Below are 13,693 nucleotides of genomic sequence, written 5' to 3' on the forward strand. Positions count from 1 at the left end.
TTGACGATGCGACCCCAAGCAATGATCTCCCAAAACAGAAAGATCCACGATGCGCAATAGGCGCTTGATACCTATCACCGTCTGTTGTCTTGTCGTGATTGCCATTGGGATTGCTTTCATGCGCCACCGGCGCTCTGACGAAACCCCCGATGCGGATGGTTCGCGTCCGGCACCCGCGGTGTCGGTAGCGACGGCGGAGGTGGGACGGATTGCGAACGAACTCACTGTCGCAGGCGTGTTTCAGCCGTTCCAGGAGATCGACGTTCACGGGAAGGTCTCCGGTTATATCCGTCACATCTACGTCGATATTGGTGATCGAGTCCGCCAGGGTCAGACTCTAGCTGTGCTTGAGGTTCCTGAGTTGCAGGCAGAGGTGGCCGGCGCCCAAGCCGGCGTTACTCAGACAGAGCAGAACATCACACGCCTAAAGAATGAGGTCTCGCGGGAGGAGGCCGGCTACGCCGCTGTTCACGCGAACTATGTGAGGCTTAAACAGGCCTTCGATCTACAACCAGGTCTGGTAGCAGCGCAGGAGCTAGACGACGCCCGCGCCAAAGATCTGGCGGCAGCGGCCCAGGTAGACGCGGCTAAGTCCGCAGTTGCTGCAGCGCAAGGGCAACTTGGCGTTTCTCGTGCCGAAAACCTCCGCGTTTCCAGCATGGAGCAGTACGCAACAATCACCGCCCCTTACAGCGGTGTCGTCACCATGCGCTACGCGGATACCGGCGCGCTAATTCCGGCTGGCACTGCTGAAGGTTTGAATCAGGCCGTGGTAAGACTGGCCCAAAGCGACGTGCTTCGCCTGCGGATGCCGGTGCCGGAAAGGGACGTTCCGATGGTTCACGAGGGTTCGACGGTGATGGTGCATGTGCAAGCAACTGGTCAATCATTTTCCGGCACTGTGGTCCGGTTCACCCGCGACGTATCGAATTCAACGCGCACCATGTTGACGGAGGTTGACGTCAAGAACCCAAGCCTGACCTTGACTCCGGGCATGTATGCGGATGTGACGTTCAATCTGGAGGAAAAGGACAACGCGCTGATCGTTCCGGCCAGCGCCATCATTCAAGGCGACCAACCTTCGGTGATGCTTGTAGACAGTGGCAACCATGTTCAAAAGCGCCCAGTCGTCCTTGGAATTGCCAGCGCTAACGCCCAGGAGATCACTTCGGGACTTCAGTCAGGAGACCGGGTCATCATCGGTGGGCTCTCTACGCTTCAGATTGGCGAAGCGGTAAAGCCTCAGCCCGCCCCCAGCGATCTTGCCAACTACCAGAAGGGCGCCCAGTAGTTTATGTCCTCCTTTGCGATCCGTTATCCGTTTTTCATCCTGATGGTTTGCCTTTCCAGCATCGTTGTGGGCGTTGCCGCGATCACAAATATGCCGGTGGATTTGTTCCCACCTGTCAAGATTCCTGTCGTTGTAGTCGCTACCTTCTACTCCGGTATGCCGCCTGAGCAGATTGAGTCCGATATCACGGATAGTGATGAGCGCTTCTTCACGCTGGGGAGCAATATCGACCATATCGAATCCCGCTCGATGAGCGGCGTCAGCCTTATCAAGATTTACTTCCAGCCTGGCACCGATCCGACGGCTGCCGTCAGCAATATCTCGAATCTTGCGATGGCTAACTTACGTCGCCTTCCACCGGGAACCCTGCCGCCCGTCGTTCTGAGCTTTGACGCGGCGAATCTTCCTGTCTGTCTGATCACCCTGAAGGGTGCGGGAATGAACCAGACGCAACTCAAAGATGCAGCGCAGTTCAACGTGCGCAATCAGGTTGCAAACGTCCCAGGTGCTTCCGTTCCTCAGCCCTATGGAGGAACGTACCGGCAGATCATGGTGTACGTCGATCCGCTCAAGCTGCAGGCCTCGCAGCTTGGCGTCATGGACGTCGTTCACAGCATCAACGACTCCAATTTGATTCTGCCGGCCGGCGATGTCCGCATTGGGCCAAAGGACTACAACATCTATGCGAATAGCCAAGTCGCAACCCCAAATGATGTCAACAGCATTCCCCTCAAGACTGTGGGCAATGCTTCTATCCTCGTGGGCGACGTAGGCCATGCGGTCGATGGAGGACAGTTCCAGACCAACATCGTTCGCGTCGATGGCCAGCACTCCGTCTACATTCCGGTGCTCAAGCAGGGAGGTGGCGCAAACACCATCACTATTGTCGATGGCATTCGGAAAGCAACGGCCCATCTGCTTGATATCCCAGCAAATCTCAAGACTGCCGTTGTCTTTGACCAGTCAGTGTTTGTGAAGACGGCGATCAAGAACGTAATCAGTGAGGGCGCAATAGGACTCTGTCTCACCGGCATCATGATCTTGCTGTTCCTCGGTAACGTGCGCGCCACGATTGCTGTGCTGCTGTCTATCCCAATCTCCTGCATCGCCACATTTCTCGTCTTGAACGCTTTTGGGAACTCGATCAACACGATGGTTCTGGGCGGTATGGCGCTCGTTCTCTCGCGATTGATCGACAACTCCGTCGTTGTGCTGGAGAACATCTTCCGTCACTTTGAGATGGGCGAAGACAGCATCAAGGCGTCCGAGGAAGGCGGAAAGGAGGTTGCACTGGCCGTTTTGGCAGCGACCTTCAGCACTGCCATTGTGTTTTTCCCGGTCGTCTTGCTCACCGGCGTCAGTAAGTATCTCTTCACTGCTCTAGCTCTGGCAGTGGTCATCGCGCTCTTCTGCTCTTATGTCGTCGCGATGACTGTCGTGCCGCTGTTTTGCTCGAAGTTCATCAAGGAGACAGGGCACGGCACGGAACATGAATCCGCCCAAGCCGACGATCCAATCCCGGAGCATATGCGCGGAAGTCATGCGCCCAAGAACTTGTTCGCAAGGATCGTCTACCGCTTCAATGAGGCGTTCGGTTGGTTGCAGACCCGTTACGACAGTGCAATTCATTATTGTCTCGGGAAGCCGGCGCTCGTGGTCATAGTGTTCTCGGCGTTCGTGCTTCTGAGTTTTGCACTTTCTCCATTCCTGGGACACGCATACTTCCCGCGTACCGATCCCGGACAGTTCGTCATCAGTGTCAAGGCCCCGTCGGGGACTCGCATCGAATTGACGGACCAGTACATCTCGCGGGTTGAGAATGACATCCGCGCAGTTGTTGACGCAAAAGATCTAAACATGATCGTGTCCAACATCGGAGTGACTCCTGATCTTTCCGCTGTTTACACGCCCAATTCGGGGATGCACACCGCCTTTGTACAGGTCAGCTTAAAGGAAGACCACAGCCTCAGCAGCTTCGAGTACATGAAGCGTGTACGGGCAAAACTGGCCTCGGACCTTCCCGAAGTTCAGACATATTTCCAGTCTGGCGGATTGGTGGATTCCATCGTGAACCAAGGTTTGCCTGCCCCCTTTGACATCCAGGTAAGCAGCAACAATATGGAAGGTGGGTATCAGGTCGCGCAGCAACTTGCGCAAAAATTGCGAGCCCTTCACGGGGTCAGTGACGTACTAATTCCGCAGGATATCGACTATCCAGGGCTGGCCCTTGACATCGATCGTCAGCAAGCAAGCCTGGAAGGATTGACCCCAAAGACGATCGTGGACAGTGTCATTACGGCGATGACATCGAACGGACAGGTTGCGCCAAGCTACTGGATCGACCCTAAGAGCGGCAACAACTACATGCTGACGGTGCAATATCCCGAAACGCAGGTTCAGACTTTGAACGACTTCAAACAGATCCCGCTGAGGTCAGCAGATGGCAAGAATACGACACCGCTCGAATCCGTTGCCTCCATCAAATCGATCAATACGCCAACCGAGGTAGACCACTACCAACTCCGCAGGGTCTTCGATGTGTATGTCATGCCCAAATTAGAAAATCTTTCGAGCATCAGCGGTGACGTTCAGAAGATCGTGAAAGATGCGAATCCGCCGCATGGCACGGTGTTGACTGTACGGGGTTCAGTCAACAATATGAACGAATCGTTCAAATCATTCGCCATCGGGCTCATCCTGTCCATTGTCCTCGTCTTTCTAATCCTTATGGCGCAGTTCGCATCTTTCGTCGATCCTTTCATCATCCTGTTGGCTATTCCTCCCGGCATTTCCGGTGTGATCCTGTTCCTGCTCGCCACGCACACCACGCTGAACATCATGAGCTTGATGGGGGTTCTTATGATGACCGGCATTGTCGTATCTGACAGCATCCTGATCGTCGAATTCGTCGGCCAGTTGCGCGGCCAGGGACTGAAGCTGGAAGAGGCGATCATTACGGCCTGCAAGGTTCGCTTGCGTCCGATCCTCATGACTACGTTGGCAACCGTGCTCGGCCTCATACCGATGGCGCTGGCGCTTGAGGCCGGAAGCGAGCAGTACGCTCCTCTGGCTCGTGCGATTCTTGGAGGCCTGACTGTCTCCGGTATCGTGACGGCCTTTCTGGTGCCGAGCGCATACCTGCTGATCCATCGCCGGATTGAAGAGCGAAACGAAAGGGCCACGGCAAACCCGGCGGAGGCTCACGCATGAGATCTTCTTTTAGAAGCCTCACAGTTGCTACGACCTTCGCATTCGCTCCTCTGGTGATGTCTGCCCAGCGGGGAAATTCCCCGCCCGCACCCGAGTTCGTGGCGCTCAACCTGTCATCCCCTCCACCGAGTTCAGTTCAGACGACAACACCGAACTCTGAACAGTCGAGGAAACAGCCCCCTCCGCTTGTCAATCCCGACACCCCGACGGTTTCGATCACACGTTCAGACGCGGAGCGCTTAGCACTCAAGAACAATCCCCGTATCACTGCAAGCCAACTCCTGGCCCTTGCTGCCGGACAGGTCACGCGGGAGACTCGTTCGGCCGCCCTGCCGCAGGTCACTGGCTATCTCACTGGCGAAGGTGCCGAAGACGCGAGTCGCATCGGTGCCGGTGCAGGGCTCACTTCCTCACGGCTCTACTCGCACTTCGGCGCGGGTGGTACTCTCTCGCAACTCATTACGGACTTCGGCCATACGCGCTTTCTCGTAGCCACCAACAAACTCCAGCAGCAAGCACAAAATCAAACCACTCTCGCCACGCAACAAGATGTTCTCCTGGCTACGGACCAAGCCTTCTACCGTCTGGTAGATGCCCAGTCACTCCTGGATGTCGCTAACGCTACGGTGAGCGCCCGGGGAGATGTTCAGAACCTGACTTCGGCTCTAACCAAATCCGCGCTCAAAAGCAATCTCGACCTCAACATAGCCTCCGCTGACCTCTCGCAATCGCAGTTGCTCGAACTCGACGCCGAAAATGCTGTAGCCTCTGCAAGTGCCATGCTCGCCGCTCTTCTCGCGTCCCCGCCAGAGACACTCTACAAAGCCATCGAAGACCCAGACCGGGCGGCTCCGCCCCCGCCCGAGACTTCCAGCACTGCTGTCATCACTGCTGCCGCAGAAATGGAACGGCCAGACTTGAAAAGCCTCAAGCTCAACGCCGAGTCTTTCCGGAAACTCGCCAAAGCCCAGTTCCTACAGCATCTTCCCAACATCACTGCCCAGGGAACGGGCGGCATCACTCCGGCGGGGCCTGCCGGTGTCTATGTGCCAGACTGGTACGCCGCTGGCGGCGTAAACCTCACTCTTCCGGCCTTTACCGGCTTCCGTATCACCGCCCAAACCCAGGAAGCCAGGCTCCGCGCGAAAGCAACAGAACAACAAGCCCGCGAGCTAACGGACAACATAGCCCGCGACGTCCGCGTCGCCATACTCAATGCCCAAACCGCATTTCGCCGTATAGCAGTCGCCGACGAATTCCGGCGCCAGACTGCTCAAGCTCTTGCCCTGGCGCAAACCCGCTATAAGTTAGGTCTTAGTTCGATCGTTGAGCTTTCGCAGGCGCAGCTCCAATCCACCCAGGCTGCAGTGGCCGCCGTCAACGCACGATACGACTATCTGCTTGCGCTACGAACGCTAGACTACGCCCGCGGTCAACTCACTCCGTAGGAGTCTGATGATTCAGTCGCGACTTTAGCCTGCGAGGCCAGAGATCAGGATTGAACGAATCCTGTTTGCTAGAGACTTCCTGGAAAACTCCAGGCTGTCGTGAGCTTTCAGACCCGCGAACTCAATGCCGCTGATGATTGGCTGTCATTAAGAAGCCTCATCCTAGCAAAACTCCCGGGTGCAGCTTTCGAAGCGCGGTTTCTGTTCGCTCAACTGACGACCCAGACCGCAGGTGCAGCGCCAGCACGGCAGACTGCCGCACGCTGACTGTTTTCGGTTTATGCGCCCGCAGAGTTTCATCGGCGACGACTCGGCCAACTATCATTCTGACGAGGTGCAATGAGCCGGCCAAAAACACGACTCCTCAGAAGCGGTCAGTCAAGTGAAATTGGCATTCATGATTCTAAGCGTGCTTGTGCACTGCCGATCTCGTTCCTGAGCCAGGCTTTCGCTAATTTCAAATCACGGTTGACCGTGGCAGTCGAAACCCCTAAGACAATAGCGGTTTCTGCGGCGTTCATTCCGCCGAAGTATGTCAATTCGATAAGGCGCCCCTTGCGCGCGTCCTGCTCTGTCAATCGCGACAAGGCAAAGTCAAGTGATAACACGTCGAGATCCATGGGCGGTTGAATTTGAAGCAGGTCGTCTAACTCAATCCTCTTCGCACCGCTTCCTCGCTTGATCCTTCTGCTGGATCGCGCGTGCTCTACCAGAATGCGTCTCATGGTGATGGCGGCAATGGCCAGAAAGTGAGCGCGATCTACCCAGTCAGTTGTTTCATCGAATAATCTGAGATAAGCCTCGTGAACCAGGGCCGTAGCCTGAAGCGTATGTTCGCCGCGCTCACGACGCATATAGTTCGCGGCCAACGAATGAAGTTGCTCGTACACTAAGGGCAAGAGCTGGTTCAATGCGTCAGAGTCGCCAGAGCGGCATGCATGCAACAGCCGGGTTACCTGCGAGGTTGACTCCGCCATCATGAAAGCCTTCTCTGATTACAGGATCTGTGTTGGTTTGACGAACGAGCTATGCGCCTTCAGCCATTCCCGCTCTTCATGATAGGTTTCATTGGGGGAGGCGAGCAACGCTGCCCCATATTTGTGCACAAGTATTTCGGCTTCTTGCCGCCGTCCTAAGGCCGATAAGCAAGCGGCAAGCCGGACGCCTACTTGGGCAGTCTGAACCTCGGCAGGTCCATACGTCTCGATATCGATCGACAGAGCCTCGCGGAAAAGTGGCGCCGCCTGATCGAATTTGCCGTCGCGATAGAGTGCCCAGGACAAACCGGACAGAATTGCCGCAAGCCGAGGATTTCCCGGCGGAAGCGTCTGGCGGAACTTGGCCACCGACTGAGTACCGAACTCCTCGGCCTCCGACAGCTTACGCTGTGCCGACAGAATCTCCAGTAATACAGCGTCGAATTCCGCCAGTTGGGGATGCCCATGAGGGCCATACACCCGCTGCATGATCTCAATGGATTTGCGGCTCTCCTCAGCGGCCAGCGGAAGGTCGGCGGCGGCAAAATCTACCATGGCGAGGAACATCCAGGTCTTGCCGATCTGCATGTGATCGGGCGGTAACAAGATGAGACGGGCAGCCAGCGCAGACTCAAAGTGCCGCCGCGCCACGGCTGTGCGCCCTTTGGCGAGCAGAGCGAGACCAAGGGAGTCTTCCGCGAAGGCGGTCTCGCGGTGAGTCGGTCCATAGAGAGAGGTCACAGTATCTTTGGCCTGAGTGGCGAGGGAGAGCGCCTCATCCGCTTTGTTGCGGTTGAGCAATATGTAAGCCAGGCTTGTCTGCGCGCCAGCTGTGACCGGGTGTTTCTCCCCGTAGGCCTGAATGCGGAGGGCGAGTGCGTTGCGCATCTCCTGCTCAGACTGGGCAAATTTGCCGAGGCGGTAGTGAAGCCAGCCGTTGTAATTCCAAGCCAGGCCAAGGTTGGGGAGATTGCGAGGCCTGAGCGCTTGCTCTGCGGAAAGAAACTCGTTGTAGTAGGGCTCTGCCTGGAGCGCCTTGCCTTCAAGGTCGACGATGGTCCCCAGATCGCCAATCATCTCCAGTGTGCGCGGATCATGGCGCCCGACCAGCCGGGTGCTGAGTTCTAAAGCCTCCCGCTCATACGCTTCCGCCTGCGACATCTTGTCCTGTTCCCAGTAGTCTGAACTGATCCTTGCCAGACGAGTGGGAATGCGTTCGTCCTTCCCCCCAAACTTGTTTCCAAAACGGCGGCGATAGGCGGCGAGCGCGCGTTGACTTAGTTGGATTGCCTGATCGTAGTGGCTTAAGTCGGTTTCAACGTCGGCCAAGCGAGCCAACGTGTCGGATTCCGCGACATCGTCTTTCGGAAGACGCTCCAGGCGAAGGCGCAGCGACTTCTCGAGCATCTCCTTTGCCTTGTCCGACGCCCCAAGGGCGTTGTAAATGGTCCCCATGCTGTCTAGCAGGCGCACCTGAACAACGGGATCCTGGTCAGCGCTGTCGCTGAGGTGGCTGGCGCCTTTATCCAACAACTCGCGAGCTGTGATCTTATCGCCACGGCCCTGTTCCGGGTCATTGGCCTCGAAAAGCCCAAGCAGAAAAGCCGTGGTCTCGTTTGCAATCCGGGCCTGCTGAGAGGCGCGGCGGGCGAAGATCGCCATACCAATAGCGAAGCTTGTCAGCAACAGCAGGAAGAGGCTCGCAGCAGCTACGGCAAATCGGTGACGGCTAGCAAATTTGGCAGTTAGATAGGGCCAAGAGGGAGAGCGGGCGCGAACTGGATAGCCATTGAGATATCGTTCAAGATCGTCTTGAAGTGCTCCGGCTGAGGCATAACGGCGGGCGGGATCCTTTTCGAGCGCATGCAGCAAAATACGGTCAAGGTCCGCATCCAGCCTCGGTTTTGGCGGTGTCGATTCGCATATCGCCCGCTCCAATTCCCCCATGCTGCCAGTCGGCTTGAAAGGCCTCAAGCCGGTAAGCAACTGGTATAGAAGTATGCCAAGCTGGTAAGTGTCTGTCGCCGTGGTAATGGCTTGCCCGCGCACCTGTTCCGGGCTTGCGTAGTCCGGCGTCATCAACCGAGTCCCGTCGATTGTGTGTACACCCGGAAGGCCCTTTGCTCCTGGATCGAGAGCCTTGGCGATACCGAAGTCCAACAACTTGGGCTCACCCGTGGCCGTAACGAGGATGTTGTCCGGCTTCAGGTCGCGATGAACTACTAGGTGCTGGTGCGCGTAGTCCACCGCTCTAGCCACGATGACCATAAGTCGCACCCGCGCGCGACGATCAAGCGCCGCATCGGCGCAGAAGATGTCGATCGGCTTGCCGGGAACGTACTCCATGACGACAAACGGAAGCCCATCGGTTGTCGTACCCCCGTCAAGAAGCCGTGCAATGTGCGGGTGGTCGAGGTTCGCCAGTATCTGACGTTCGCTTAGGAATCGCTCCCGAAAGTCGCCGGTTGACAAACTGATCGCAGCCACCTTGATGGCTACATCTTTCTCATACTCGGCGTCGTCACGAGTGGCTCGATATACAACTCCCATACCGCCCCGGCCAAGGATTGCGGTGATTCGATAAGGGCCTACGCGTCCACCCAAAGCTGGGAGCGAAACGTCCAGAGTTTGACTCGCGGCCGCCCCAACCAACTCGCCTAGCTTTGTTCCGGCCTCAAACGAAGCAATGAGTGATTCCACTCGGAGGCGCACATCGGGGGTTTCCACGCAAGCCTGCTCGAGATAGTTCGAGCGCTCCTCACCGTGCAATTCCACGGCGGCATCGAAGATCTCTTGCAGGCGAATCCAATCTCGGGATGTTAAAAGCGTCGGCACAGCCTACTCGCCCATTATCATACCCCTCGATTGCTTGGATGGACTGGCCGACCACAGCATGTGCAGGAAGAGAACTGGCGATTTATCAATGTTCACCGCAAAAGCAACAAGGCCCTTAACCTGAAAGGCAAGGGCCTTACTGCTTTTCGTTCGATCGCACGCAGACAAGTGTCGCGAAGAACCCAAACTGCGTAACAGCCAACGTGCCATTCACAAGATGGAGCCACGCTTACTTTGGTGAGGGATGGGATCCTTGCGTGATGTCGGTTGAATAAGTGCCTGGAGCCAAGCCGATTGCTCCCGGTGTAGTTTGCGATGGATCGCCGGATACAACCGTAGGATCATCCCCATCGGTTAGTCCGGTGATCGTGTAAGTGGAGGTAGATGCCGGGGCCAGATACGTGTTGCTCACGTTATTCGCAGAGACCATCAGTGGCGTCGCTGTTCTCGACGCTGCGGCTGCGGTTCCCGTCGCAGTGAAGCTTGTGCTTAGTTTGGTTCCGGTGACCGTCGCCGTTGCTATCAGGCTTCCTACGGCGGTTGGTGTCGCGGTCACCGAGGCGATGCCCGAGACAAGTGTGGTCGAGGTTTTGCTGGAGAATTTCATACCGGTAGAGGTGTAGGTGATCGGTACACCCCCTAGAGGCTGACGAAGGGTTCCCACAACAAGCGATTTCAGCGGGTTAACAAAGGCTGTGCCTTGGGGAGAAGATTGGTAAAGGCCTGAGTAAACCGTGACTGCAGCTGGTGTATCAATAATCAATACCCCTGGCTCATAAACGACTGTGTAGCTTGCCGGTATCACCAGCGTCCCCTTGCTAGCGGAGATGGAATAGAAGCCAACTGGTGACCCCACATGTGCTGTCGCCGTCAAGACCGGTGTGCCGGTGACGGTGTCGCCGTTAACAAGTCCTGTAATGAGGTATTGCGTGAGCGGGAAGGCCTCGTTCAACTCCCACGCGAACGTCGTGGCAGTCACTTTCAAAGTCACCTTAGTGCCCGTCTCGTTGAAGGTAGCGGGCTTGGTCACGCCGGTGACCTTCGCCGTCGCGGTGACGCTGCCAACCCCAGCAGCGCTCGCCATGACAGATGCGTATCCGCTGGCATTAGTGAGCACCGTCGAGGAAGCGAATTTGACACCAGTGCCCGTGAAACTTACAGTCGCATTCGCCACTCCCGCCCCCGAGCTGTCCTGCACGAGCACGCGCAGAGGCGCTGCAAACCCGGCTCCATATGCTGCAGTTTGGCCCGAGCCGCCCACGTTGGTAATTGTTGTCGCAACATCCGTGCCTGTGCCCTTCAGCCCGATCAAAGTCGTGTCAGGATTGGCGTTGGACGCGAGCAAGTCGGAGCTGGCCAACGGCCCGGCCAGCGTGGGCTTAAAGCTGAAACTGAGTTCGCAATTGAACCCTGGTTCGAGCCAGAGTACCTCGGTGCAATCTGTGCCCGACCCTGTATAGGGGACCTGAGCGAAATTCGTACCGTTGGTCAATCCGCCGGCAGCCACCAGTGGAGCATTACCCACATTTGCAATCTGTACCGACTTCGGACTATCGGCGCTCGTCGCGCCCACATGTGTCGATGCGAAGCTTAATGTCGGAGCTTGGGTGCGAGTGATTTTCAGGATGCGGCCGTTCCCGGAATCCGCCACAAACACGTTGCCGATTGCGTCCAGAGCCACGCCACAGGGATTTAGAATGCCCTTTCCAAGATTCACTTGGGGTCCTCCGTTCACCGGAACTTCGACCACAGCATTGATATCTGAATCGCCCACGTATGCATTGCCTGCTGCATCCACGGCCAGGCCGCAGGGTTTGATGAAGCCACTGCCGATAACGGTTGAGACGCCAGTGCTTATCGTCAATTTCCAGACCTTCGGGTTGGTTACACCTGGCCCATCGATGGCATACACATTCCCTTCGCTATCCACGGTAACCGATTGCGGTGTTGTCCAGTTGCCAGCCACAATCGACGCATAGCCGCTCAGAGGCGCCACCTTGACGACACGATTGTTGTCCGCGTCCGCGATGTAGACATTCCCCGCATTGTCCAACGCCACGGCAAGCGGATTTGCTAAGTTGTTCCCCAGGTGGAACTGCGTTCCATCGGGCGCCACCTTGACTACCTGGTTGCCATCGGAGTCTGCGATGTAGACGTTGCCTTGAGCGTCGACTGCCACTGCGACTGGAGTTATCAAAAAGCTACCGATAGCCTTCGAGGGGCCACCGCCTGCTGGGAACTCCACAACATTATGCGCCGCTGGGTTTGCGACAAACACGTTGTCTGCGCCATCGACAGCAATTGCCTTGAGACCTTTCCCCATACCAACGGTACTCTGCACCGCAGAGTTGAAAACGACCTGCGGTCCAACGCCCAAACCGTAGACGTTTGTACTCGACTGCACCTTCCCGCTCGAGTCCAATAGTTGCATCACCGCGCTGCGCGATCCGCTGTATTTCGGCGAGAAGGTCACGTTGAGTGGACATCCAGACCCGGCGCATGTGTTGCCAGGGTAGTTGGCTACGAAATCCTTATTCGGCACTCCACCCGACATGAACCGAACACCCGGCGTAATCGCTCCTGGGGTACCTAACCATAGCGTTTGCGTTGCGTTGCACGCGGATACCGAGGTCCAACCCGGAACGCAGATCTCCGCCGATCCAAAATTCACGGAGGCTCGCTGAGTCGTTGCCACAAAATAAATTTCATTGCCGCCATCCGTAGCTGCGAACGTTAGATCTCCCTTCATATCTACCGCGATGCCCTCGGTTGGCACTACTTCAGGACCATAGTAGCCCGGCGAGTTGAGCACACTGTATGCCACGATCGGAGTCGAACTACCTGCCGGAATCTCGTCAATCTCGTTGCCGTTGTTGTAGAACAGATTTCCGGCTAGGTCGGTCGCAATTCCCCAGGCGGCGCTGAGTCCGGTCACCAGAGTCGTTTGCGTGGTGCTGTAGGCGGGCAATTCAGTAATCGTGCCTTGGTCCGAGTCCGTGACATACACATTCCCTAAGGGGTCAATCGCAATGCCGCTGGGTGAGATTAGTCCGTTGAAATTCAATTGAACGCGCGTGCCGCTCCCTCTCCCCACCATGAAAACGCCGGAAGCACCCGTAAAGTTGACGTTTGCCTCCACCACATACACATCCCCAGCGAGGTCAACCGCGATTGCAACAGGGCTTATCCAGCCGGATGCAACAGTGCTCTGCGCGCCGCTTGGCGTCAATCTGATGATCGAACTCGTCGACTGCCCGCCATAGCCTACAGAATCATTCGCGATGTAGAGGTTTCCGGCTCCGTCCACTGCGATGCCCAGCGGATTGCTTACGCCCTTCACATTCACTGGAGCCAACTGGTTGCTGCCTGCGGGAAGCTCCACAACCGAACCCAGGCTGCTATTGGCCAGGAACAGGTTCCCGGCCTGATCGACCGCCATGGATTCGAGGGTGGGTTGAGAGGTTTCAGTTGCGGGGAGAATTTGCGCTGAACTAAACGCAAAAGTTGGTGTCTGTGCCGTCAAAGGAGAACTCGCGGCACACAGCATAATACCGCCCAACATGACAGCTATTTTGTGTGACACCTCAGAGATGCGGCGAAGAGCTGTTTGGAGAGTCATCGAGATCCATCCTTTGAATTACGGAGTCGGACAAATTGGGGGAAGTCTCCGCCAGCTCAATTCTTAGCGGCCCCTGAACTTGCCTGCACTCCCTAATGCGCCAGCGCCGACAAAACTCTATCACTCGTGACAAAAACGCTCCTTATCGACATCGCTTCGTTGTACCGATCAAGTTCCCGGCTGAATTTGCAATACCCTAGTCGGATGATGCAGCAGTGCTCAGACGGCAGATGGAGTCCGCTTCCGCGACAGTTAATCTGCGCCTCCGGCGCCTTAAGCCACCTCCTCGCGCAACTAATCGGCGACAGTGCGA

Annotated in this window: 6 protein-coding genes; 3 read left to right on the forward strand and 3 right to left on the reverse strand. The window is 56.7% G+C overall.

Annotation, left to right across the window (positions count from 1 at the left end):
• Positions 1-49: 49 nt before the first annotated feature.
• From ACPOL_RS19670 to ACPOL_RS19680, 3 genes are read left to right on the forward strand one after another with little or no spacing between them, the layout of a single operon-like run.
• Positions 50-1,291, forward strand: a complete 1,242-nt coding sequence (locus ACPOL_RS19670) for an efflux RND transporter periplasmic adaptor subunit (protein WP_114208559.1) — start codon at positions 50-52, stop codon at positions 1,289-1,291.
• Positions 1,292-1,294: 3 nt separating this feature from the next.
• Positions 1,295-4,501, forward strand: a complete 3,207-nt coding sequence (locus ACPOL_RS19675) for an efflux RND transporter permease subunit (RefSeq protein WP_114208560.1) — start codon at positions 1,295-1,297, stop codon at positions 4,499-4,501.
• Positions 4,498-5,949, forward strand: coding sequence for a TolC family protein (locus ACPOL_RS19680; protein WP_114208561.1), 1,452 nt, complete (start codon positions 4,498-4,500; stop codon positions 5,947-5,949). Before ACPOL_RS19675 ends, ACPOL_RS19680 begins: the two co-directional genes overlap by 4 nt.
• A 395-nt stretch (positions 5,950-6,344) precedes the next feature.
• On the opposite strand, the gene ACPOL_RS19685 is transcribed toward ACPOL_RS19680, so the two are convergent.
• The 3 genes from ACPOL_RS19685 to ACPOL_RS19695 all read right to left on the reverse strand — a co-directional run bounded on the left by ACPOL_RS19685 (position 6,345) and on the right by ACPOL_RS19695 (position 13,380).
• Complete coding sequence (locus ACPOL_RS19685; protein ID WP_201758906.1) at positions 6,345-6,929, reverse strand: ECF-type sigma factor; 585 nt, start codon at positions 6,927-6,929, stop codon at positions 6,345-6,347.
• Positions 6,930-6,944: 15 nt separating this feature from the next.
• Positions 6,945-9,761 carry a serine/threonine-protein kinase gene (locus ACPOL_RS19690; protein WP_114208562.1) on the reverse strand — a complete coding sequence of 939 codons (2,817 nt, stop codon included), beginning with the start codon at positions 9,759-9,761 and terminating at the stop codon, positions 6,945-6,947.
• A gap of 229 nt (positions 9,762-9,990) precedes the next feature.
• Positions 9,991-13,380 (reverse strand): MBG domain-containing protein, encoded by a 3,390-nt coding sequence (locus ACPOL_RS19695; RefSeq protein ID WP_114208563.1) that lies wholly within the window; start codon positions 13,378-13,380, stop codon positions 9,991-9,993.
• Between the last annotated feature and the right edge of the window lie 313 nt (positions 13,381-13,693).

This window comes from Acidisarcina polymorpha (assembly GCF_003330725.1).
GTDB lineage: Bacteria > Acidobacteriota > Terriglobia > Terriglobales > Acidobacteriaceae > Acidisarcina > Acidisarcina polymorpha.

Bases quoted from the DNA above. Each gene is read 5' to 3' on its own strand.
- ACPOL_RS19670 (WP_114208559.1), top strand. From the start codon at position 50: ATGCGCAATAGGCGCTTGATACCTATCACCGTCTGTTGTCTTGTCGTG.
- ACPOL_RS19675 (WP_114208560.1), top strand. From the start codon at position 1,295: ATGTCCTCCTTTGCGATCCGTTATCCGTTTTTCATCCTGATGGTTTGC.
- ACPOL_RS19680 (WP_114208561.1), top strand. From the start codon at position 4,498: ATGAGATCTTCTTTTAGAAGCCTCACAGTTGCTACGACCTTCGCATTC.
- ACPOL_RS19685 (WP_201758906.1), bottom strand. From the start codon at position 6,929: ATGATGGCGGAGTCAACCTCGCAGGTAACCCGGCTGTTGCATGCATGC.
- ACPOL_RS19695 (WP_114208563.1), bottom strand. From the start codon at position 13,380: ATGACTCTCCAAACAGCTCTTCGCCGCATCTCTGAGGTGTCACACAAA.